Annotated in this window: 24 protein-coding genes; 19 read left to right on the top strand and 5 right to left on the bottom strand. The window is 58.7% G+C overall.

What is annotated here, in order from left to right; all coding sequences use genetic code 11:
* Window positions 1–5: 5 nt before the first annotated feature.
* The 6 genes from GOX66_RS03650 (at window position 6) to GOX66_RS03625 (ending at window position 5954) form a co-directional block, all read left to right on the top strand.
* Window positions 6–1136 carry a bifunctional 2-C-methyl-D-erythritol 4-phosphate cytidylyltransferase/2-C-methyl-D-erythritol 2,4-cyclodiphosphate synthase gene (locus GOX66_RS03650; RefSeq protein WP_170759695.1) on the top strand — a complete coding sequence of 377 codons (1131 nt, stop codon included), beginning with the start codon at window positions 6–8 and terminating at the stop codon, window positions 1134–1136.
* Entirely contained in the window at window positions 1133–1630 is a 498-nt protein-coding gene (locus GOX66_RS03645; RefSeq protein ID WP_170759693.1) for a phosphatidylglycerophosphatase A family protein, read from the top strand. The genes GOX66_RS03650 and GOX66_RS03645 overlap by 4 nt, the downstream gene beginning before the upstream one ends.
* The gene (locus GOX66_RS03640; protein ID WP_170759691.1) at window positions 1627–2109 is read left to right on the top strand and encodes a nicotinamide-nucleotide amidohydrolase family protein; all 483 of its coding nucleotides are present in this window, start codon (window positions 1627–1629) and stop codon (window positions 2107–2109) included. The genes GOX66_RS03645 and GOX66_RS03640 overlap by 4 nt, the downstream gene beginning before the upstream one ends.
* Window positions 2110–2260: 151 nt before the next feature.
* Window positions 2261–3442, top strand: a complete 1182-nt coding sequence (locus GOX66_RS03635; RefSeq protein ID WP_170759689.1) for an ammonium transporter — start codon at window positions 2261–2263, stop codon at window positions 3440–3442.
* Between the two features lie 143 nt (window positions 3443–3585).
* Window positions 3586–4263 (top strand): orotate phosphoribosyltransferase, encoded by a 678-nt coding sequence (locus GOX66_RS03630; protein ID WP_170759687.1) that lies wholly within the window; start codon window positions 3586–3588, stop codon window positions 4261–4263.
* Between the two features lie 200 nt (window positions 4264–4463).
* The gene (locus GOX66_RS03625; protein ID WP_170325139.1) at window positions 4464–5954 is read left to right on the top strand and encodes a replicative DNA helicase; all 1491 of its coding nucleotides are present in this window, start codon (window positions 4464–4466) and stop codon (window positions 5952–5954) included.
* 3 nt (window positions 5955–5957) lie between these two features.
* Here the strand turns inward: GOX66_RS03625 and GOX66_RS03620 are convergent, their stop codons facing one another.
* Window positions 5958–6500 (bottom strand): GNAT family N-acetyltransferase, encoded by a 543-nt coding sequence (locus GOX66_RS03620; RefSeq protein ID WP_170759685.1) that lies wholly within the window; start codon window positions 6498–6500, stop codon window positions 5958–5960.
* A 234-nt stretch (window positions 6501–6734) separates the two neighbouring features.
* On the opposite strand from GOX66_RS03620, the gene alr reads away from it, so the two are divergent.
* The 11 genes from alr (at window position 6735) to GOX66_RS03565 (ending at window position 16621) form a co-directional block, all read left to right on the top strand.
* The gene (gene alr, locus GOX66_RS03615) at window positions 6735–7769 is read left to right on the top strand and encodes an alanine racemase (RefSeq protein ID WP_170759683.1); all 1035 of its coding nucleotides are present in this window, start codon (window positions 6735–6737) and stop codon (window positions 7767–7769) included.
* Window positions 7766–8548: an MlaE family ABC transporter permease gene (locus GOX66_RS03610; RefSeq protein WP_170759681.1), complete on the top strand. Its 783-nt coding sequence runs from the start codon at window positions 7766–7768 to the stop codon at window positions 8546–8548. The genes alr and GOX66_RS03610 overlap by 4 nt, the downstream gene beginning before the upstream one ends.
* Entirely contained in the window at window positions 8545–9291 is a 747-nt protein-coding gene (locus tag GOX66_RS03605; protein ID WP_170759679.1) for an ABC transporter ATP-binding protein, read from the top strand. The genes GOX66_RS03610 and GOX66_RS03605 overlap by 4 nt, the downstream gene beginning before the upstream one ends.
* Window positions 9291–9740, top strand: coding sequence for a hypothetical protein (locus GOX66_RS03600; RefSeq protein WP_170759678.1), 450 nt, complete (start codon window positions 9291–9293; stop codon window positions 9738–9740). The genes GOX66_RS03605 and GOX66_RS03600 overlap by 1 nt, the downstream gene beginning before the upstream one ends.
* A gap of 4 nt (window positions 9741–9744) precedes the next feature.
* On the top strand, window positions 9745–10194 hold the full coding sequence (locus GOX66_RS03595; protein WP_170760099.1) for a paraquat-inducible protein A: 450 nt from the start codon (window positions 9745–9747) through the stop codon (window positions 10192–10194).
* 148 nt (window positions 10195–10342) lie between these two features.
* Complete coding sequence (locus GOX66_RS03590) at window positions 10343–11125, top strand: DNA repair protein (protein WP_170759676.1); 783 nt, start codon at window positions 10343–10345, stop codon at window positions 11123–11125.
* A 121-nt stretch (window positions 11126–11246) separates the two neighbouring features.
* Window positions 11247–12608, top strand: a complete 1362-nt coding sequence (radA, locus tag GOX66_RS03585) for a DNA repair protein RadA (protein WP_170759674.1) — start codon at window positions 11247–11249, stop codon at window positions 12606–12608.
* Between the two features lie 41 nt (window positions 12609–12649).
* On the top strand, window positions 12650–13252 hold the full coding sequence (locus tag GOX66_RS03580; protein ID WP_170759672.1) for a CvpA family protein: 603 nt from the start codon (window positions 12650–12652) through the stop codon (window positions 13250–13252).
* A gap of 630 nt (window positions 13253–13882) precedes the next feature.
* Window positions 13883–15406 (top strand): amidophosphoribosyltransferase, encoded by a 1524-nt coding sequence (gene purF, locus GOX66_RS03575; RefSeq protein ID WP_170759670.1) that lies wholly within the window; start codon window positions 13883–13885, stop codon window positions 15404–15406.
* A 280-nt stretch (window positions 15407–15686) separates the two neighbouring features.
* A complete protein-coding gene (locus GOX66_RS03570) occupies window positions 15687–15935 on the top strand; it encodes a hypothetical protein (protein WP_170759668.1) in 249 nt (82 codons plus the stop codon).
* A gap of 41 nt (window positions 15936–15976) precedes the next feature.
* Window positions 15977–16621, top strand: a complete 645-nt coding sequence (locus GOX66_RS03565) for an SDR family NAD(P)-dependent oxidoreductase (protein WP_170759666.1) — start codon at window positions 15977–15979, stop codon at window positions 16619–16621.
* Between the two features lie 52 nt (window positions 16622–16673).
* Here GOX66_RS03565 and GOX66_RS03560 read toward each other — a convergent pair whose 3' ends face one another.
* The 4 genes from GOX66_RS03560 to GOX66_RS03545 form a co-directional block, all read right to left on the bottom strand.
* Window positions 16674–17516 (bottom strand): ATP-binding protein, encoded by an 843-nt coding sequence (locus GOX66_RS03560; protein ID WP_170759665.1) that lies wholly within the window; start codon window positions 17514–17516, stop codon window positions 16674–16676.
* A gap of 118 nt (window positions 17517–17634) precedes the next feature.
* Window positions 17635–18510 carry a twin-arginine translocase subunit TatC gene (tatC, locus tag GOX66_RS03555; protein ID WP_170759663.1) on the bottom strand — a complete coding sequence of 292 codons (876 nt, stop codon included), beginning with the start codon at window positions 18508–18510 and terminating at the stop codon, window positions 17635–17637.
* Entirely contained in the window at window positions 18507–18965 is a 459-nt protein-coding gene (gene tatB, locus GOX66_RS03550; RefSeq protein WP_170759661.1) for a Sec-independent protein translocase protein TatB, read from the bottom strand. The genes tatC and tatB overlap by 4 nt, the downstream gene beginning before the upstream one ends.
* Window positions 18966–18971: 6 nt before the next feature.
* Entirely contained in the window at window positions 18972–19187 is a 216-nt protein-coding gene (locus GOX66_RS03545) for a twin-arginine translocase TatA/TatE family subunit (protein WP_170759659.1), read from the bottom strand.
* 219 nt (window positions 19188–19406) lie between these two features.
* On the opposite strand from GOX66_RS03545, the gene GOX66_RS03540 reads away from it, so the two are divergent.
* Window positions 19407–19712, top strand: a complete 306-nt coding sequence (locus GOX66_RS03540) for a hypothetical protein (RefSeq protein ID WP_170759657.1) — start codon at window positions 19407–19409, stop codon at window positions 19710–19712.
* 21 nt (window positions 19713–19733) lie between these two features.
* Window positions 19734–20405: a helix-turn-helix transcriptional regulator gene (locus GOX66_RS03535; RefSeq protein ID WP_170759655.1), complete on the top strand. Its 672-nt coding sequence runs from the start codon at window positions 19734–19736 to the stop codon at window positions 20403–20405.
* The last annotated feature ends 36 nt before the right edge of the window (window positions 20406–20441 follow it).

The raw sequence follows: 20441 nt of genomic DNA, 5'->3' as shown, positions 1-20441 counted from the left end.
CCCCTATGACTACCGCCGCCATCATCGTCGCCGCAGGACGCGGGCAGCGCGCCGGAGGGGGCACACCCAAACAATGGCGCCCGCTGGCCGGTCGTCGTGTCGCGGATTGGACAATCGACCGCTTTCGGGGACTGGTCGACCATATCGTGCTGGTATTGTCCGGCGAAGACACAGTCGCTTGGGAGGAATTTGGCAGCGACGGTCTGATACTTGCCAAGGGCGGCAGCGACCGGGCCGGGTCCGTGCGCAACGGTCTGGAGGCGCTCAAAGGTCATTCGGTTCAACACGTTCTCATTCATGACGTCGCCCGACCCTGCGTCGACCCGCACACCATTCAGCAGGTTCTGTCCGCGCTAAACTCCAGCCCCGCAGCCGCACCCGGCCTAGCCGTCACCGATGCGCTCTGGACCGGAGACGGCGCCGTTGTGACCGGAACGCAGGATCGCAACGGGCTGTTCGCGGCCCAGACACCGCAGGGTTTTCACTACGACGCGATCGTTGCGGCACATGCTACGCATCCCGGCGAGGCAGTGGACGACGTCGAAGTTGCACGCGCAGCTGGGCTGGACGTGTCCATCGTGCCGGGCGACGCAGATAACATCAAAATCACACGACCCGAGGATTTTGCCCGGGCGGAACGCATATTGGGAACGGATATGAATGTAAGGCTGGGCAACGGATATGACGTGCATCGCTTTGGCGACGGGGATAATGTGGTCCTGTGTGGCGTGAAGGTACCGCATGACCGCAGCCTGCAGGGCCACTCGGACGCGGATGTGGGCATGCATGCGGTCACCGATGCGATCTATGGCGCGTTGGCGCAGGGCGATATTGGTCAGCATTTCCCACCCTCAGATCCGCAATGGAAAGGCGCAGCCAGCGAGATATTCCTGCGCCACGCGGTCGAACTGGCCGGGCGGATGGGATTTCGCATCTCGAATATCGACTGCACTTTGGTCTGCGAATATCCCAAAATCGGCCCACACGCGCCCGCAATGCGGGATGAGATGGCACGGATCATGGGGCTAAGCGCCGATCAGGTCTCGGTCAAGGCAACGACTTCCGAACGTCTGGGCTTTACCGGGCGCAGCGAGGGCATCGCCTCGCTCGCAACAGCCTGTCTGGTGAAATCATGAACGCCGCCCGATTGATCGGAACTGTTGGCGGGGTCGGTTATATTCGCCCTGCCCCCGGCACATGGGGATCGCTGGCCGCCCTGCCGCTGGTCTGGGTCCTGCATTCGCTGGGTGGCTTTCCATTGCTAGTGATTGCAACTGTCGCGGTGTTCGTGGGGGGTCTCTGGGCAACACGAGTGATGACCGCAGGCAAAGACAATCACGACCCGTCCGAAATCGTCATCGACGAAGTCGCCGGACAGTTCATCGCATTGTGGGCCATCTCATACCCGTCATGGGCGCATGGGATCGAAATCACCGCACTCTGGCCCGGCTGGGTAGCAGGCTTCATCCTGTTCCGTCTGTTCGACATCACCAAACCCGGCCCTGTCGGCTGGGCGGACCGGCGCAATGATGCAATGGGCGTGATGCTGGACGATGTGATCGCTGGCGTGTTTGCCGGGATCGGCGTATTGATCCTTGCAGGCATTTCGCACGGAGTTCTGGGCCTGTGACCGTTGCCGACCTTCTCGACCGCGCCAAAACTCAAGGCGCCATGATCGCCACCGCCGAAAGCTGTACCGGCGGCATGGTCGCCGCAGCGCTGACAGACATTCCCGGTAGCTCCGCCGTGGTTGAGCGCGGGTTCGTCACCTACACCAACCTGGCCAAGCAGCAAATGCTTGGCGTTCGCGCAGAAACGCTAGCTGCACATGGCGCGGTTTCGGAACAGGTCGCCCGCGAAATGGCTGAAGGTGCGCTAAGGAATTCCCAAGCACAGCTTGCGGTGTCCGTCACCGGAATCGCGGGCCCTGGCGGGTCCGAGTTCAAACCAGAGGGCCGTGTCTGTTTTGGACTGGCCATCGACGGGCAGCCCACATCCTCCGAATCCGTCGATTTCGGCGCGTTCGGTCGGGACAACGTTCGTCGTGCGGCCCGGGATCACGCACTGGAACTGCTCTCACAGGGCCTTTCTTCTCTTGCCCAAAAATAAGGCGATCCGCGTTCTTGGACGCCCATTTAATCACCTGTTGGCAAAAGGCCCTTAAAACAGGCGCCAAAATTCGGGGTTGCCTCTTTTTTCCCCGCCCGTCCTCCGCTTCAACCCGCCAAGCAAGTTGAAGACGCTGAGAGGAGACCGGCTAATGAATGGAGCCGATACCGCCTGGATCATAGTTGCAACCGCACTGGTCCTGTTCATGACATTGCCGGGCCTGGCCCTGTTCTACGGCGGCCTCGTGCGCGCCCGCAACGTGCTGAGCGTATTCATGCACTGTTTCAGCATTGCCTGTTTGATGAGCATCCTGTGGCTGGTCGCAGGCTATTCAATCGCCTTCGGCGACGGCGGCTCGGGCCTGTGGGGCGGTCTGGGCAAGGCCTTCCTGAATGGCGTCGATGCTGACAGCCTGTCTGGCAACCTGCCGGAGGTTTTGTTCTTTGCCTTTCAGATGACGTTCGCCATCATCACCCCCGCCCTGATCATCGGCGCGTATGTCGAACGTGTTGGGTATGGCTTTGTCCTGATCTTCTCGGCCCTGTGGATGCTGCTGTGCTATGCACCCGTGGTCCATTGGATCTGGGGTGGAGGCATCCTGACCGATGGCGGCATTCTGGGTGAGATCGGTGTTCGTGACTTTGCTGGCGGTATCGTGGTGCATGAAACCGCGGGTTTGGCCGCGCTGATCATCGCCGTTGTGCTCGGCCCGCGCCGCAACCGTACAACCCCGCCGCACAATCCCGGCTATGTGATGGTCGGCGCTGCGATGCTGTGGGTGGGCTGGTTCGGCTTTAACGGAGGCTCGCAACTGGCCGCTGACGGTGGTGCCGCGATGGCGATGACCGTCACGCATATCTCGGCCGCAACCGCGTCGCTGACCTGGGCACTGTATGAGCGCATCAAATATGGCAAGGCCTCGATGGTGGGTCTGGTTACCGGTACGATTGCCGGTCTGGCCTCGATCACACCGGCATCGGGCTATGTCGATCCGGTTCAGGCACTGATCATCGGGGCTGTGGCAGGTGTGCTGTGCCAGGAAGCGGTAAACGTCGTGCGCAACATGCTGAACATCGACGACACGCTGGACGTTTTCGCCGTGCATGGTGTCGGCGGTATCTTCGGTACCATCATGATCGCCGTCTTTGGTCTTGGCGCCTGGACGGCGCAGCTGGGAGGTCTGGTCATTGTGGGTGCCTTTACGGCAGTTGTCACAATTGTGTTGATCAAGGTGGTTGCGCTGATCACTCCGCTTCGCGTAGACGCTGAAACTGAAACAAACGGGCTTGATTTGTCGGTACACGGCGAACGTGCCTATGACATGAGCAGCTGAGCCCACCTTAGCTGCCACTTTGCCCGCAAGGGCATCGGCGGGCCTCTTCGTGAGGTCCGCTTTTCTTTTGCGCGCAACCCTCTCGACTCTGGGCCAACGGACAGGCTATCTGCCCGCAACGTCATTTTGCCCGAGGTTCCGCCATGATCCCCAGTTCATTTCCCGATAGCACCGAAATCGCCCGCCTGACCGCGCGGATGCTGCTGGAGATCAAGGCCGTCCACTTCAACGCGCGCGAGCCGTTCACGCTGGCCTCTGGCCTGCCCAGCCCGACCTATATCGATTGCCGCAAGCTGATCTCATACCCGCGTATCCGCTCGACCCTGATGGATTTCCTGACCGTCACCGTGATGCGAAATGCGGGATTTGAGGCCTTCGATAACATTGCCGGCGGTGAAACTGCGGGTATTCCCTTTGCGGCGATGGTGGCCGAACGCATGGCCCTGCCAATGACCTACGTACGCAAGAAGCCAAAGGGCTATGGCCGCAACGCCCGTATTGAAGGCGCGATGAGCGAAGGCGAGCGCGTATTGCTGGTCGAGGACCTGACCACCGATGGTGGTTCGAAACTGTCATTTGTCGATGCAATCCGCGAAACCGGCGCGACCTGTGGGCATACAGCCGTGATTTTTTACTACGGTATCTTCCCCGAAACCGAGAAAACCCTGGGTGACCATGGAGTGCAACTGCATAGCCTCTGCACCTGGTGGGATGTTCTTGCCGAGGCCAAGGCACAGAAAGCCTTTGACCAAGAGACACTTGACGGCGTCGAGGCCTTCCTGAACGACCCGCGCGGTTGGCAGGAAACCCATAAAAGCTGACGTTACGACAACTGTCGCGCGCTGGGTAACGGCGCTCAACGGGCAGACGAAAACTACACAATATGTTGACGGACCGCCCCCTCATGCTTCAACATGATGGGGCCCGGAGATATGCACAGTCTATCCCCAGAAACATACAATTTGCCTCGACTCATGGGGCTCGGCTATGGACTGTGCCCCAAGGGATGGTGAGAGCGGTAATGAACGAGATAAGCAGTATCGAGCAGGCAGCGGCACAGATTCAGAATGCCGAAACAATGCCGCACTCAATCGAAGCCGAGCAGCAGCTTCTGGGCGCGATCCTGACCAATAACGATCTGTACGACCGGGTCGCTTCGATCATCGGATCCGAACATTTCTATGATCCGGTCCACGCCCGGATTTACGAGGTGGCGGCCAATCGCATCGCCAAGAATGCGCTGGCCTCCCCCGTGACACTGAAATCCTTCATGGCCGAAGACGAAGGCCTGAAGGAGCTGGGCGGCCCCGCCTATCTGGTGAAGCTGGCCGGGGCCTCGATCAGTGCCTTCGCCGTGCATGACTATGCCCAGATGATCTATGACCTTGCCATCCGGCGCGAGTTGATCCGGCTGGGCCGGGACATCTCGGACAAGGCGGCGCGGGTCGATGTATCGAGCGAGCCCAAAGAACAAATCGTCGAGGCCGAGCAACAACTTTACCAGCTTTCCGAGCAGGGCCAGACCGAGCAGGGTTTCCAATCCTTCCTCAAGGCGGTCACAGAAGCCGTCAACGTCACCAACGAAGCGTACCAGCGCGGTGGTGGCATGGCAGGGATTTCCACCGGTCTGGCCGACCTGGACAAACAATTGGGTGGTCTGCACCCGTCCGACCTGATCATTCTTGCGGGGCGCCCGTCGATGGGGAAAACCTCATTGGCGACCAACGTGGCCTTCAACGTGGCCAAAGCCTACAAGCGCGGCACAAAGCCCGATGGCAGCGAAGGCGCAATTGACGGCGGCGTGGTTGGCTTCTTCTCGTTGGAGATGAGCGCCGAGCAGTTGGCGGGCCGGGTTCTGGCCGAAGCATCCGAGATTTCCTCGCACAAGATCCGTCAGGGTGACATGACCGAGGCCGAGTTCCGCCGCTTTGTGGACGCCGCCAAAGAGCTGGAAGCCTGTCCCCTGTTCATCGACGACACCCCAGCCCTTCCGATTTCACAGCTTGCCGCCCGCGCGCGGCGGTTGAAACGGACGCACGGTCTGGATCTGCTGGTGATCGACTACCTGCAGCTTTGTCGCGGCATGGCGGACAACCGCGTCAACGAGATTGCCGAGATCTCGATGGGCATGAAGGCCATCGCCAAGGAACTCAACATCCCGGTGATTGCCCTGTCCCAGCTCAGCCGTCAAGTCGAAAGCCGCGACGACAAACGCCCGCAGCTATCTGACCTGCGGGAATCGGGCTCGATTGAACAGGACGCCGATGTGGTGATGTTCGTGTTCCGCGAGGAATACTACAAGGAACGCGAAAAGCCCGGTGACCACGAGCTGGAAAAGATGGAAGAGTGGAAACAAGCCATGGAGCGCCTCCATGCCAAGGCCGAGGTGATCGTCGGCAAGCAGCGCCACGGCCCCATCGGCACGGTCGAACTGTCCTTTGAGGCGCAATTCACCCGTTTCGGCAATCTGGTCAAACCCTGGCAACAGGACGGACAGATCGAAGGTTATTGATGCCTACCAGAGTTCGGGCCTGTTGAACGCGCTGACGCAGCGGGACGGGCCTGCGATGGGCGTTACTTCAGATCCGCTCAGTGATTGTCCCAACCATCCGTGTGGCTGGCTCAAAGGCAGCGGAGGCTGTGCAATCTCTTCGGAAATTGGTTGGAACCCGACCTTGCAGTAATAGGCCGGATCGCCGTAGGTCACCGCGAAATCAATGCGGCGTTGACGCAGATCCTTTAATCCAAAGGTAATCAGCTTTTGCCCAATCCCTGCCTTTTGCCGATCTGACCGGACCGCGACAGGTGACAGCAAAAATACCCGGCGCGGGTCCTCATCGTAATTGAGGCGGGAAAAGAAAATGCAGCCCTGGACCGTGTCACTTTCGAATGCGACGTAGGCAAACAGATCATCCTCTGGGGTCGTCGCCATCAGGTCCTTAACCAAAGCGCGAATGACCAGCCCTTCGTCCGCCCCTTCAGACGCGGTAAAGGCATCTCTGAACACATCCAGGATTGCGGTTTCCCACCCTTTGTGTCCGAAGGATAATTGCAGCATGAATTCAATTCCCACGTTTTTCCAAACCGAACAGAGTAAACGATCTGACTTGGTTAACATCTGTTGATTACATGACAGACACAATGCGATGACACCCGCAACATTCTCCGGCATCAGGAAATCCGCCGATACCCCTGTTACAGCAGCCGGAAGCCGCACAACATTCGCGCGATCTGCGCAAGAATTGCTGCATTCCCCCTTGACCTGCTGCAATCCAATGTCATGAACATCTTCATGAGTACCGCACGCTTAACTATCAATCTTCAGGCCCTTGCCAGTAATTGGCAGGCATTGGACGCAAAAACGAATGTGGAAACCGGGGCAGTCGTCAAAGCAGACGCCTACGGGTTGGGCGCCGGGCCGGTGGCTGCAACACTGGCCGAAGAAGGTGTCCGCAAGTTTTTTGTCGCCGCAGCCGAAGAAGGCGCCGCCGTTCGCCAGGCCGTGGGTCCCGGGCCAAAGATCTTTGTGTTCTCGGGGTTTATGGAAGCGGATAACGGGCTACTCTTTGCTGACGATCTGATTCCTCTGATCAATTCGCCTGAGCAGTTCAGGCGGCACCAGCAGGCAATGCCGGACCATCCGTTCGGGATTCAATTGGACAGCGGCATGAATCGGCTGGGGCTTGAGCCTGCCGACTGGGCCGAATTGCGCCCAAAGGTCGAAGCACTGAACCCCCAATTGATCATGTCGCACATGGCCTGTGCAGACGAGCCCGACCACCCGATGAATGCGCGACAGCTGAAAACCTTTCGCGAGATAACCGATGGCGTCTCGGCACCCCGCTCTCTGGCGGCCACAGGCGGGTTGTTACTGAGCCCCGAGTACCACTTTGACCTCTGCCGTCCCGGCGTCGGGCTCTATGGCGGTATGCCGTTTGCCGAGGCAAAAACCGTGGTGACTGTGGATCTGCCTGTCATACAGGTGCGCGAAGTCGCAGTCGGAGAGACCGTCGGCTACGGCAACATCTGGACCGCGCGCCGGCCGTCGCGAATTGCGACCGTTGCCGCCGGTTACGCAGACGGCCTGCACCGCGCCATTGGCGGCGGTATCGACGTTTTTGCGGGTGACCAGCCATGCCCGGTGGTTGGACGCATTTCGATGGACCTGATCACCGTTGACGTCACCGATCTGCCCAACGACCCTGAACGCCTGCGCATTCTAAATGGCCATCAGACGGTCGATGACCTGGCCGAGGCTGCGGGCACAATCGGTTATGAAATCCTGACATCGCTTGGCGCGCGTTATTCCCGGGGCTACGTGGAATGAATCCTCTATCTCCGCTAGGCGGGCTGGGCCGGGCTGTAATGACCCTGCTGGCCACCTTTGGCAAAGTCGCTATCTTCTCACTGGACGCGAGTTCGCACATCTTCCGACCGCCCTATTACCCGCGTGAATTTGCCGTGGCACTGATGAATATCGGCTGGTTGTCCCTGCCGGTCGTTGGCCTGACGGCAATATTCACCGGCGGCGCGCTGGCCCTGCAAATCTATGCAGGCGGCGCGCGATTCAATGCCGAGGCCGTGGTGCCGCAGATCGTTGCCATTGGCATGGTGCGAGAGCTTGGCCCGGTTCTGGTCGGCCTGATGATCGCCGCCCGCGTGACCTCGTCCATCGCGGCAGAGATTGCCACCATGAAAGTGACCGAGCAGATTGACGCGTTGGTCACGTTGTCGACCCATCCGATGAAATATCTGACCGCTCCGCGCGTGCTGGCAGCATTGATCACCGTGCCCGCTCTGGTCGGCATCGGAGACGTCATCGGCATCGCAGGCGGCTACGTTGTGGCAACCGAGAACCTTGGCTTCAACGCCTCGACATATCTGCAAAACACCGTGAACTTTCTTGAAACACGCGACATCGTCTCGTCGCTTGTCAAAGGCGCTGCATTCGGCCTGATCGCGGCCCTGATGGGCTGCTACTACGGCATGAGTTCAGGCCGCGGCGCGCAGGGCGTGGGCCGGGCCACCAAGTCCTCGGTCGAATCCGCCGCCATCATGATTCTGGCCGCCAACTTCATTCTGACAGGGGTTTTCTTCTCGATATGATCAGGTTGGAGAACGTACATAAAGCCTTTGACGATAATCAGGTTTTGCAGGGCATGAATCTTGAGATCCCCAAGGGCACCTCGATGGTGATCATTGGCGGCTCGGGCACCGGTAAGTCGGTGGCGCTCAAGTGCATCCTTGGCCTGATCAAACCCGACAGCGGCATGATCTATGTCGACGGTAAAGACGCGACCAAAGGTGACCGAGATGCGTTTCTGGCCCGGTTCGGAATGCTGTTTCAGGGGGCGGCGCTGTTTGACTCGCTGCCCGTCTGGCAGAACGTTTCTTTCCGCCTGTTACGCGGCCCGCTGAAACGCCCGCCGGAATACGCGCGAGAGATCGCTATCGAGAAACTGCGCCGCGTGGGTCTGAAATCCGACGTGGCGGACCGGTTCCCCTCCGAACTGTCCGGCGGGATGCAAAAACGCGTGGGCCTTGCCCGCGCCATCGCTGCCGAGCCCGAGATCATATTCTTCGACGAACCCACCACCGGCCTCGACCCCATCATGTCCGGCGTCATCAACGACCTGATCCGCGAAATCGTGACAGAGATGGGCGCCACGGCGATGACCATCACCCACGACATGAGTTCCGTCCGCGCAATCGCCGACAACGTGGCCATGCTGCACGGAGGCGTCATCCAGTGGACCGGCCCGGTGAGCCAGATGGACGCTTCGGGCGATCCTTATGTCGAGCAGTTTATCAGCGGGAGTGCGGAGGGGCCGATTGAGGCGGTGCGGTGATGAACGGCTCGAGCCTTCTTGAGGTTTCGAACTTCGTCAGGCTTATGGGCCTCGCCTATTTATCTGGCTTGGTGCTCTCCACATCAGGCATCTTTCCCGCCTTTGGAATATCTCTCGCCTCAAAAGGGAAATTCGCCCAAGCCCAAACTCGTATTCGCCGACAACAATTCGGTTGGGGTGCCGGTGTTGTTTCGGATTCCGAGATCAAAACCAAACATGTCATTCTGGCGTTTCCACTTTCACTGTTGCTTATCGCGATGGCTTACTTTGGTTTGAGTTGGGCAAAGAATGCGCAGCTCCCAGCGCTCAATTTTGCACTAGGTTTTTCCTTTTTCGTTTTGGGGCTGTATTTGCGCAAACAATTTTTGCGCAACTGGACGGGCCGACCATGGAAACTCGATTTTGCGTGTTTTCTGATTGGATTGTTCTTCGTGATTGCCCAAGTATGAAGCCATGCTACGCCTCGCCACCCTCTCGCTCCTGATCCTCTACCCCATCGCGTGGTTCGCCCCGTTGATGCGCGCGGGTCTGCTGCCGATCTTCGGCCTCAGTGAGATCAGCGTCATCACCGGCCTGCAATCGCTGTGGAAATCGGACGTGTTTCTGGCACTGATCGTCACCATCTTCGCCCTGTTCGCGCCCTACATCAAAACCATCGGCACGGCGCTGATTCAATGGGACCTGCTGGACGCACGCGTTCAACCCGCACTGAACATCCTCGGCAAACTGGCCATGGCCGACATTTTCCTCATCGCGCTATACATCACTCTGGCCAAAGGAATTTCCTACGCGACCATCGAAACCGCATGGGGTCTTTACCTGTTCACAGCCTGCATTCTGGCCTCGATCGCACTGGGTCACATTACCGAAATGACACGCAGTTCACGAAATCCTCAGATGTAATTGATTGAAAACACTCATCTGAGTATCATCTTTATATTTCGAGCAGCAAAAATTTGTAGTTTTCGGGTCCGTAGCGGATCGATCTGTGTGTTTTGGATGTTCCCGCTTGGGCCCGGTGTGTACCGGTTCCAGAAGGAGTTCGTCGATCATGACCGCCCTCCACAACATTACATTGCAATTTCAGAATGTTTTTTTAAGACTGACTTTTTTCCTGATATGCGCGGCGGCACTATTCTCCGTCACAGCGACAATCTTATCCGCACTGGGTGTCTTGCCCTGGCTGTCCATTCAGGCCGGAATTGGCGAGGGCGCGATCATAGATGCCGGGATGTACGTCCAGATCGGCCTGACCGCCCTGATTCTGATGCTGGCCTTCTACCTGCCGGCCAATGCCCGGATGATGGCGCTTGAAAATGCGCATCGAAAGTTCGCTCTGAACATGCACGATATTTCGGCGGCCTATCAGATGGCGCACGCCGCTGACCGCGGTGGCCTATTCATGATGTCGTCCGAGTTTGACGCCGTCAAAGAACGGATGGCTTTTTTGCGTCAGCACCCCGACCTTCAGTCTCTGGAACCCGAAATTCTGGAACTGGCCGCACAGATGAGCCAGATCAGCCACGAATTGGCCGAGACTTATGGTGACACCAAGGTCTCTCGTGCCCGTATGTTCCTGCAACAGCGTCAGGAAGAGATTGAACAGTTCCAGAAACGGATAGAAGAGGCACAGACCATCCAGCACGAACTGCGCCAATGGACCCACGATATCGAGATGGAAGAGTCCATTGCCAGATCGCAACTGGCTCGCCTGCGTGATGAACTGTTTGAGCTGTTGCCCGAGCTGTCAGCGCAATTGCAGTCGCCCTCCGAAGACCGCAAACCCGGCAGGTCAAGCGTCATTGCAATGTCGCCACCTCGCGCCGCGGAATAGGCGCATCCGCGCCCGCCGAAGACGATGGCCCATTGGGCCTGAGGATACGGCGCCCCACCGGCGGAGATGAAAGCCCCGCAGGGGCTTGAAGAACCGCCCGTCCTCGGGCACCAAGGGCCGCATGGCAAAGACTACTTTCTCCTGCTCGGCCTGTGGCGCCTCGCATTCGCGCTGGTCCGGGCGTTGCGACAGTTGCGGTGAATGGAACACGATCTCGCAGGACGTTCCTCTTTCCGCAGGGCCGGCCAAGAAATCCCTGGGCGGCATGCGCGGCCAGTCCATCGCGCTCACCGACCTGTCGACCGAGGAAACGCCCCCACCCCGCACCCTGTGCGGCGTCGAAGAACTTGACCGGGTCCTGGGCGGCGGCCTCGTCCCCGCATCGGCGCTGCTGGTGGGCGGAGACCCTGGTATCGGCAAATCCACCCTCCTGCTGCAAGCGGCTGCAAGGTTTTCCCGCGCGGGTGTCAAAACCATCTATGTCTCGGGCGAGGAAGCCAGCGCGCAAGTTCGCATGCGCGCGCGCCGCCTTGGACTGGAAGACGCCCCCGTCCAATTGGCGGCCGAGACCAATCTGCGCAATATCCTGACCACGCTCGAGGCGGAAAAACCGGGCCTCGCCATCATTGATTCGATCCAAACCATGTGGGCCGACAATGTGGACAGCGCGCCGGGTTCGGTCAGTCAGGTGCGCGCTGCTGCGCATGAGCTGACCACATTTGCAAAACGCCACGGTGTATCAATCATCATGGTCGGTCATGTCACCAAGGAAGGCCAAATCGCTGGCCCCCGCGTGGTCGAACACATGGTCGATACCGTGCTCTACTTCGAAGGAGAGCGTGGCCACCAGTTCCGCATCCTGCGCGCGGTCAAGAACCGTTTCGGCCCCGCGGATGAGATCGGCGTGTTCGAGATGACGGGCAAAGGGCTGGCGCAAGTTACCAACCCCTCGGCCCTGTTCCTGTCCGAGCGCGGTGCGCCCAGCCCCGGATCAGCGGTGTTTGCCGGGATTGAAGGCACCCGGCCCGTGCTTGTGGAACTACAGGCGCTGGTGGCCCCGTCGCCTCATTCACAGCCTCGCCGCACCGTCGTGGGATGGGACAGCGGACGGCTGGCAATGATCCTCGCCGTTCTTGAAGCGCGGTGTGGCATCCCTTTTGCGGGCCTTGATGTCTACCTGAATGTCGCCGGAGGGCTGAAAATCGGCGAACCCGCGGCCGACCTCGCGGTTGCCGCTGCGTTGCTCAGCGCCCGCGAAGACGCCGCGCTGCCCGCCGACACCGTCGTTTTCGGAGAAATCTCGTTATCCGGGGCACTTAGACCCGCTCCTCAGACAGAAAACAGGTTGAAAGAAGCGCAAAAACTTGGTTTCACATCGGCAATCGCTCCGGCGGGCGGCAAAACCGGTACTGTGGCAGGTCTGACACTCACCCGTCCCTCTGATTTGGTGGGGTTTGTTGGCGAAACCTTCGGAGCAGGTTAAGGTAACGCCTTGAGGGGCAGAAAAATATACGGGCGAGGGCCATGGAAGGTTTTACAATTGTTGACGGGGTTGTCGCCCTGATCATCGTCGTGTCGGGCATGCTGGCTTATTCACGCGGCTTCTTGCGCGAAGTTCTGGCGATCGCGGGCTGGGTCGCAGCCGCCGTTCTGGCCTTTATCTTTGCGCCCCAAGCCGTACCGCTGGTAAAGGAAATTCCGGTCGTCGGCGATTTCCTGCGCGACAGCTGCGAATTGTCGGTCATTACCGGATTTGCCGCCGTCTTCGCCATCGCACTGATCGTTGTCAGCATCTTTACCCCGCTGTTTTCGTCAATCGTGCAGCGATCTGCTCTGGGTGGTCTGGATCAGGCTTTGGGGTTCTTCTTTGGCATCGCACGCGGCATTCTGTTGGTCGCCATCGCCTTCTTTGTCTATGACACGGTGATGACCGGACAGTCCTACACAATCGTTGACGAAAGCCGCTCAGCCAAGGTGTTTGAACAATTCAGTGACCGCATCGAAGAGCAGAACCCTGAACAGGCTCTGGGATGGGTCACCCAGCAATACGAAGATCTGGTAGCCAGTTGCACCGAAGGCTCCGCTCCGTCGGAAGAGCTGACGGAGCCAGCCACCACCACCGAATGATAAAAATGCCCGGCTCTGACCGGGCTTTTTTTTCGCCTTTCAGAGTTGCTCAGACAAAAAGCCCTCACCTGCACAGACAGTGCATCTCATATTCTTCAGGCCAAAACACCCCTCGCAGCGACTAAAGACGGGCTTGCCATGAATATCCCGGCTTTTGATCACCTCACCTGTACCATTGCATATCTGGCAGGGTGAACGCCCCATGCCGCGACACCGATGGCACCGGCGCTTCACGGTTTCTGCCTTCTTTTGTCCTTGCTTGTGTTCCCACATGACTTTCTTCCAATCGAAACTCGACCACTAGTTAAAACCGTTGCCTTCACCATGACAGCACAAGCTTGCGTTTATGTCACCTTTTCACACAGCCTTTCCCAAAATCCACCTGCGACGAAAGGCAAATGTGATCCTTTGATGACACAGGCTGTGTTAGGCATTATGTGAGAGCCGAACGACATGGAATCGGAGCTGCCGATCTTGCTGTATCTGTTTTCTTTCGCGCTTGCACTGGCGACGGTCGCGCGTATGAGCCATCCGTCGGATGAGCAACAATTCATAAAGATACATTCGTGCAGATGGTCCGACCCTCAACGCAAATCAACGTCTTAACGTCATAGAAATTGGAGCCCGTACATGTGTGGGATTTTGGGGATCGCAAGCAGGACACATGATGTCTTTGCGGAAATCTATGACGGGCTGCTGATGCTGCAGCACCGGGGCCAAGACGCCTCGGGTATCGTCACCTATAACGGCGAATTTTTCCGTGAAAAGAAGGCGAACGGGCTGGTCAAGGATGTCTTTAACGCCAAAGACGCCGAGACACTTCTGGGCAAGATCGGCATGGGTCATGTCCGGTACCCGACCGCAGGCTCGCTTAGCGCGGCCGAAGCGCAGCCGTTTTTCGTGAACGCTCCCTACGGCATCTATCTGGTTCATAACGGCAATATCACCAACACCGCCGAACAGCGCGAGAAAGTCACTGCCAAGTACAGCCGCCACCTGCGCACGACTTCAGATTCCGAAATCCTGTTGAACGTTTTGGCGGATAAAGTGGCCGATGCGATCAAGGTCAACGGCAATGCCGAACCCATTCGCAACATCTTTGCCGGTGTAAAGATGACCATGGAGCGTGTTCAGGGCGCCTACTCGGTTATCTGTCTGGTCGCGGGCGTCGGGATGCTTGCCTTCCGTGACCCCTATGGCATACGCCCGCTTTCGGTGGCCAAGCGAGATGTGGATGGCGAAGGTGATGACTACGCCTTTGCCTCGGAAGACGTAGCCTTTGGCATCAACGGCTTCGACAAGCTGCGTGATGTCAAACCCGGTGAAGCGATCCTGATCGATCTGGACGGAAACATGCACACGTTCCAGGCGGTCGAAGGTCAGCTGACACCCTGTATCTTCGAATATGTCTACCTCGCCCGTCCGGATTCTCTGCTGGACGGCGTTTCGGTCTATAAGACCCAAATGCGCATGGGGCAGACGCTGGCACGCCAGATCGAGGCCGCGGGTCTTGAAATCGACCGCATCATCCCCGTGCCCGACAGTGCCCGTCCGGTGGCACTTGAGGTCGCCAAGGCGACCGGCATTCCTTACCGGGAAGGCCTTGTCAAGAACCGCTATGTGGGCCGGACCTTTATCATGCCCGGTCAGGAAGAGCGGCAGAAATCCGTGCGTCGCAAGCTGAACGCGGTACCGCTGGAGTTCAAAGGCCACAACGTTTTGCTGATCGACGACTCCATCGTGCGCGGCAACACGATCAAAAAGATCGTCCAGATGTGCCGCGAGGCCGGTGCCAAGAAGGTCTTCATCGCCAGCGCCTCGCCGCCAGTGAAATTTCCCAATGTCTATGGCATCGACATGCCTACCAAGCATGAACTGATTGCCAATGGAAAAGAGATCGAGGAGATCCGGCAGGAGCTGGGCGCGGATGCCCTGTTCTATCAGAATCTCGACGATCTGATCTGGTCCGCCAAGGAAGGTAACCCCGATATCGAGGCGTTCGACTGTTCGTGCTTTAACGGCAATTACATTACCGGCAGCGTCAGCGATGACTATCTGGACAGTCTGGAAAACAGCAGCCGGGTCAGCAAAAAGAAACAGGACATGCAGGTGCCCGGCGGGTCCTGGAACGCCGCAAAATTGGCATCCGGATAATCGCGTCTGGAAACACCCGGCACCGAATCAATTCTGTATCAGGCCCGCTTCGCCAGCGCGATGCGGGCCTTTTTTTGCCGGTGCGAGACCTGGTCGGTGGGTTTTCGCGCACAACCCACCGATGAAGGAAATGTAATCACAAGGGTTTCGCAGAGCCCCGAATCTCTGTCAAATTCGAAACCCTTGGTCTGCCTTTTACTCCTTCAATTGGTTTGGTAGCCCGCAGACAACCAACCACTCAGTACAAGGGGTCGGGCCACTTCGGTCGGACCGAAGATTCATGTCAAATGCCACTGTCAAAAGCGCGGCCACGCAAAAGGGTGCGCTAAAGAAGAACTCAGTCTCCCTTCTTGGGGTTTTTGGGTCAAAGGCTGACATGCGCGCGTTGATGCGCCTGTCTTCGGGCCGTGTGAAAGAGGTCAAACTGGGCAGCCGCGTTTCCTCGGGCACCGTGGTCGCCATTGATGCCGAGGGCGTAATTCTGCGACAAAGCGGCCAGACTAAGCGGATCGTCATCCCCGGCAGCTAATCTGCCTTGACGCCCTGCGCGCAGGGGTTCAAACCGCTTTCATGACCGATCAGACTAAAATCGCCCTTATCACCGGGGCCTCGCGCGGGCTGGGCGCTGCCCTGGCTGAGGCGCTGGCGCCCGAATACCACATTGTTGCCGTTGCCCGCACCACTGGCGGGCTGGAAGAGCTGGACGACCGCATCAAGGACAAAGGCGGCGCGGCCACCCTCGCGCCGATGGACATCGCGGACCCGAACGCCATGGCGACCCTGTGCCGGGGCATTCATGACCGCTGGGGCAAAGTGGATTTGTGGATGCACACTGCGGTCCATACCTCTGCCCTGACGCCTGCACATTTCATTGACCCCAAGGAATGGACAAAAGCCGTCAACATCAATGCAACGGCAACGTCGATCCTGATCCCCTACATCTCGCCCCTATTGGGTGAGACCGGCCACGCGGTATTTTTTGACGACCCCAAGGCGGGCGAGAAGTTCTATGGCATCTACGGAGCGACCAAGGCGGCGCAGGTGGCACTGGCCCGCAGTTGGGCCGCCGAGACAGCGCGGACCGGTCCTCGCGTGTCGATTGTTGAACCCGCACCTATGCCGACGGCCGTACGCGCAAGGTTCCATCCCGGTGAGGATCGGGACGTTTTGACGAGCACTACGAACGAGGCCGCCCGGATACTGGCTGAACTGTGACTAGTTCAAGAACTCAGGAATACTCAACGGCGCCCTAGCGGGCGCCGTTTTTTTATCCTATATGGACGCCGCTGCGCCCCGCCAGATCAACAACGAACTGCCACGCCACACGGCCCGAGCGCGCACCGCGTGTGGCCTGCCATTCGATGGCTTCAGCTCGCAAGGTATCTGCATCCACCTTCACCCCGTAAGCTTTGCAATAGCGGTCGATCATCGCCAGATATTCGTCCTGATCGCAGGGGTGGAATCCCAGCCACAATCCGAACCGGTCCGACAGCGAGACCTTTTCTTCCACCGCCTCGGACGGGTTGATGGCGCTTGAGCGTTCGTTCTCGATCATATCACGCGGCATCAGGTGGCGACGGTTCGAGGTGGCATAGAACACCACATTCTCGGGCCGCCCTTCGATGCCACCGTCCAGAACCGCCTTGAGCGATTTGTAATGTTGGTCATCGTGACTGAACGACAGGTCGTCGCAGAACAGGATGAACCGGTGTGGTGCCACGCGCAGGTGGTTCAACAATCGCGCGACCGACCCCATATCTTCGCGTTGCAGCTCGACCAGTTTCAAATCCTGATGGTCCACCTGCAGCGTACCGTGAACCGCCTTGACGAGGCTGGACTTGCCCATCCCGCGCGCGCCCCAGAGCAGCGCATTATTGGCCTTAAAGCCGGTCGCAAACCGGCGTGTGTTGTCCAACAGCGTGTCGCGTGAGCGGTTGATACCGACCAGAAGGTCCAGATCGACACGGTTGACCTGGGTAACCGGCTCCAACCGATCTGGCTCCACATGCCAGACATAGGCTGGGGCGGCTCCGAAATCGGGCGCTGCCAGAGGGGCTGGTGCCATCCGCTCCAGCGCATCGGCGATACGGTTCAGGGCTTGGTTGTCCATGGGCTCCTCCGGTCGTGTCTTGGGGGTTTCAAACCATGTTCCGCCCCGTGCAACAAGGGTTGGGCACGAAAAAGGCGCGCCGCATACGGGCGCGCCTGGCTTTTACTGTGCAGTAGAATTACTTGCCGTCTTCTTCCTGCACGATCTCTTCGTCTGCTTCTTCTTCGTCGTCATAATAGCCGTCAGCACGCAGTTGCTCTTCGCGCTTTCTCTCGACGCGGGCGACAAGGAAAATCGAAATCTCATACAGCCCGTACACTACGACAAACAGAATCACCTGAGTGATCACGTCCGGCGGTGTCACCAGCGCGGCCAACACCAGAATGCCGACCACCGCGTATTTACGCACTGCACCCAGCCCCTCGGCACTGACCAGTCCTGCCTTACCCATCAAGGTCAGCAGAACCGGCAGTTGGAAGCACAGGCCAAAGGCCACAATGAACTTGATCGTCAGATTCAGGTATTCCTGCGCCGATCCCTGGAACACCACGCTCAGCGGCGCGGCGGTCGCACCGTCAACAACTGCCTCTCCTTCGGCACCGAATTGCTGGAAGCCCAAGAAAAAGTCATAAGCCAGAGGCGTCACAACATAGAAGGCAAAACTTGCGCCCAACAGAAACATGAAAGGCGACGCCAACATGAACGGCAAGAACGCGTTCTTTTCTGACCGGTACAACCCCGGTGCCACGAACCGCCACATCTGCATTCCGATATATGGGAAGGCCAGAATGAAGCCGCCCAACAGCGAGACCTTGATGGCTACGAAGAACCCTTCCTGTGGCGAAATGAAAATCAGTCCACAATCCTGCCGGCGTTCAGCCAGAACCTGGCACAGGGGATTTGTCAGGAAGTTAAAGAGCGGCGTGGCGACGGTGAAACAGATGATCATCCCGACCAGAAACGCCACGACGCAGTGAATCAGCCGCGTGCGCAGTTCGGCCAGATGTTCGATCAATGGGGCCGAGGTATCCTCGATCTCGTCGGTCTTGGTCATGTCTTGCTTTCAGTGTTCAGCGCAGCTTCGGCCTCTTCGGCCTTGGCCAGCGCTTCCGCAGCTTCCTTGGCCTTGCGATCAGCGGCGGCACGGGCGGTAGAGGCCTGAATCTTCTTGGCCTGCTCTGCCCGTTCTGCGGCCAGCTTGCCGGTTTCGCTGTCGGGGTCGAACTTGGTCGGGTCCATGCTTTTGGCCATTTCCTGCGCGGCTTCTTTCACGCCATCCATGGCGGTGCCGACAGGGTTGGTGGCCGCGTTCAGACCCTTTTTGATCTCGTTCACACCGGCCTGATCTGCCGCCTCGTTCATGGCGCTGGTGAATTCACGCGCCATGCCACGGGCCTTACCGACAAAACGGCCGATATTGCGGAACAGCACCGGCAAGTCCTTTGGCCCCACAACGATCAGAGCAACGATGCCGATGACCAGAAGCTCAGTCCAGCCCAGATCAAACATGACCGCTTAGACCTTGTCTTTGTCGGTCTCGGGCGTGACGTCTTTGGCCAGCTCGGACGCGTCCTGTTCGATCTCTTCTGTACCGTCCTTCACGCCTTTCTTGAAAGCGGTGATGCCTTTGCCCACTTCGCCCATCAACGAGCTGATTTTACCGCGGCCAAACAGCACCAGCACCACTACGGCGATCAGCAGAAGACCGGGAAGGCCGATATTGTTGAGCATGTCTTTTCTCCTTGTACGTCGGCGCAGTGCGCCGGGAATGCGATCTGGGGCCGTGTCTACGCCTACTGGGTCGCCGACAAAAGTGAGACAGATCAATTCTGCGCTGAAATGTGAACGGATCCTGCGTTTTTTGCGGGCTGGCAATTTCCAACTGACAGGTTTATGTCAGTTGAGAGTGGCTAGGGAGAGGGTATCGAAACCTGGTCAACGGAGATTCATATGACCCATGTTGCAGAAATCGTCACCTTCACCCTCGCGAATAGCACCACAGCTGAAGAGTTCGTGAAGCTCAGCCAGGCGTCCGAGGCCTTTGTTCGCGCGGCCCCCGGATTCGCCCATCGTCAGCTTAGCCAGGGTGAGGACGGCCGTTGGACGGATTACGTTGTCTGGACGGATATGAAGTCCGCGCAGGATGCCGCTGCGCAGTTCCCTCAGCAGGATTTCGCACCCGCTCTGATGGCGGCCATCCATCCCGACAGCGTCCAGATGCGCCACGAGAACGTGTTATGGAACATGACTGCATAAATCCGGTCAGGGCGGCGTGTGATGCGTCGCACTGATCGTCTGTTCGACATCATCCGGATCCTGCGCGACGGCAAACTGCACCGCGCGCAGGACATCGCGGACCGGCTTGAGGTATCGGTCCGCACGATTTATCGCGACATGGACACTCTGGTGGCTTCGGGTGTTCCGGTCGAGGGCGAACGCGGCGTGGGCTACATGGTGCGCGAGCAGATCACCCTGCCCCCTTTGAACCTGACCCCGGCCGAACTGGAGGCGCTGAACCTTGGCATGGCCATCGTGGCCGAAGCCGCCGATCCGGATCTCAAATCGGCGGCGGAGTCCCTGGCCGACAAGATCGACGCCGTCTTGCCGACGCAGGTTGTCGCCGAGGCTGATACCTGGAAATTCGCAGTCTACCCCTTTGCCGATGCTGCGCGCGGGCTGGCGCACATGGCTCCGATCCGGGCGGCCATAAAGTCACGGCAAAAACTGCGCCTTTCTTACCGCCGAATTGACGGCGTACTGACCGACCGGGTCATCCGCCCGTTGCACATGGAATATTGGGGCCGTGTTTGGACGCTGACGTCCTGGTGCGAATTGCGGGAAGGGTTCCGTGTGTTCCGCATCGACCTGATCGAGACAGTCTCGCCCCTGCCCGAGATTTTCGCTGACGAACCCGGAAAACGTCTGAGCGACTATGATCCCTACGCCTGACGGGGTCGTGCCCGTCAGGCCCAGGTGTGTGACGGG

The organism is Ruegeria lacuscaerulensis (genome assembly GCF_013031245.1).
GTDB lineage: Bacteria > Pseudomonadota > Alphaproteobacteria > Rhodobacterales > Rhodobacteraceae > Ruegeria > Ruegeria lacuscaerulensis_C.
The sequence above is the reverse complement of the archived record's forward strand: the minus strand, read 5'-3'. Positions and strand labels throughout refer to the sequence as shown.

What these genes read in the sequence shown, in the direction of transcription:
- GOX66_RS03650 (WP_170759695.1), top strand. Translation starts at nt 6, where the DNA reads ATGACTACCGCCGCCATCATCGTCGCCGCAGGACGCGGGCAGCGCGCC.
- GOX66_RS03645 (WP_170759693.1), top strand. Translation starts at nt 1,133, where the DNA reads ATGAACGCCGCCCGATTGATCGGAACTGTTGGCGGGGTCGGTTATATT.
- GOX66_RS03635 (WP_170759689.1), top strand. Translation starts at nt 2,261, where the DNA reads ATGAATGGAGCCGATACCGCCTGGATCATAGTTGCAACCGCACTGGTC.
- GOX66_RS03630 (WP_170759687.1), top strand. Translation starts at nt 3,586, where the DNA reads ATGATCCCCAGTTCATTTCCCGATAGCACCGAAATCGCCCGCCTGACC.
- GOX66_RS03625 (WP_170325139.1), top strand. Translation starts at nt 4,464, where the DNA reads ATGAACGAGATAAGCAGTATCGAGCAGGCAGCGGCACAGATTCAGAAT.
- GOX66_RS03620 (WP_170759685.1), bottom strand. Translation starts at nt 6,500, where the DNA reads ATGCTGCAATTATCCTTCGGACACAAAGGGTGGGAAACCGCAATCCTG.
- alr (WP_170759683.1), top strand. Translation starts at nt 6,735, where the DNA reads ATGAGTACCGCACGCTTAACTATCAATCTTCAGGCCCTTGCCAGTAAT.
- GOX66_RS03610 (WP_170759681.1), top strand. Translation starts at nt 7,766, where the DNA reads ATGAATCCTCTATCTCCGCTAGGCGGGCTGGGCCGGGCTGTAATGACC.
- GOX66_RS03605 (WP_170759679.1), top strand. Translation starts at nt 8,545, where the DNA reads ATGATCAGGTTGGAGAACGTACATAAAGCCTTTGACGATAATCAGGTT.
- GOX66_RS03600 (WP_170759678.1), top strand. Translation starts at nt 9,291, where the DNA reads ATGAACGGCTCGAGCCTTCTTGAGGTTTCGAACTTCGTCAGGCTTATG.
- GOX66_RS03595 (WP_170760099.1), top strand. Translation starts at nt 9,745, where the DNA reads ATGCTACGCCTCGCCACCCTCTCGCTCCTGATCCTCTACCCCATCGCG.
- GOX66_RS03590 (WP_170759676.1), top strand. Translation starts at nt 10,343, where the DNA reads ATGACCGCCCTCCACAACATTACATTGCAATTTCAGAATGTTTTTTTA.
- radA (WP_170759674.1), top strand. Translation starts at nt 11,247, where the DNA reads ATGGCAAAGACTACTTTCTCCTGCTCGGCCTGTGGCGCCTCGCATTCG.
- GOX66_RS03580 (WP_170759672.1), top strand. Translation starts at nt 12,650, where the DNA reads ATGGAAGGTTTTACAATTGTTGACGGGGTTGTCGCCCTGATCATCGTC.
- purF (WP_170759670.1), top strand. Translation starts at nt 13,883, where the DNA reads ATGTGTGGGATTTTGGGGATCGCAAGCAGGACACATGATGTCTTTGCG.
- GOX66_RS03570 (WP_170759668.1), top strand. Translation starts at nt 15,687, where the DNA reads ATGTCAAATGCCACTGTCAAAAGCGCGGCCACGCAAAAGGGTGCGCTA.
- GOX66_RS03565 (WP_170759666.1), top strand. Translation starts at nt 15,977, where the DNA reads ATGACCGATCAGACTAAAATCGCCCTTATCACCGGGGCCTCGCGCGGG.
- GOX66_RS03560 (WP_170759665.1), bottom strand. Translation starts at nt 17,516, where the DNA reads ATGGACAACCAAGCCCTGAACCGTATCGCCGATGCGCTGGAGCGGATG.
- tatC (WP_170759663.1), bottom strand. Translation starts at nt 18,510, where the DNA reads ATGACCAAGACCGACGAGATCGAGGATACCTCGGCCCCATTGATCGAA.
- tatB (WP_170759661.1), bottom strand. Translation starts at nt 18,965, where the DNA reads ATGTTTGATCTGGGCTGGACTGAGCTTCTGGTCATCGGCATCGTTGCT.
- GOX66_RS03545 (WP_170759659.1), bottom strand. Translation starts at nt 19,187, where the DNA reads ATGCTCAACAATATCGGCCTTCCCGGTCTTCTGCTGATCGCCGTAGTG.
- GOX66_RS03540 (WP_170759657.1), top strand. Translation starts at nt 19,407, where the DNA reads ATGACCCATGTTGCAGAAATCGTCACCTTCACCCTCGCGAATAGCACC.
- GOX66_RS03535 (WP_170759655.1), top strand. Translation starts at nt 19,734, where the DNA reads ATGCGTCGCACTGATCGTCTGTTCGACATCATCCGGATCCTGCGCGAC.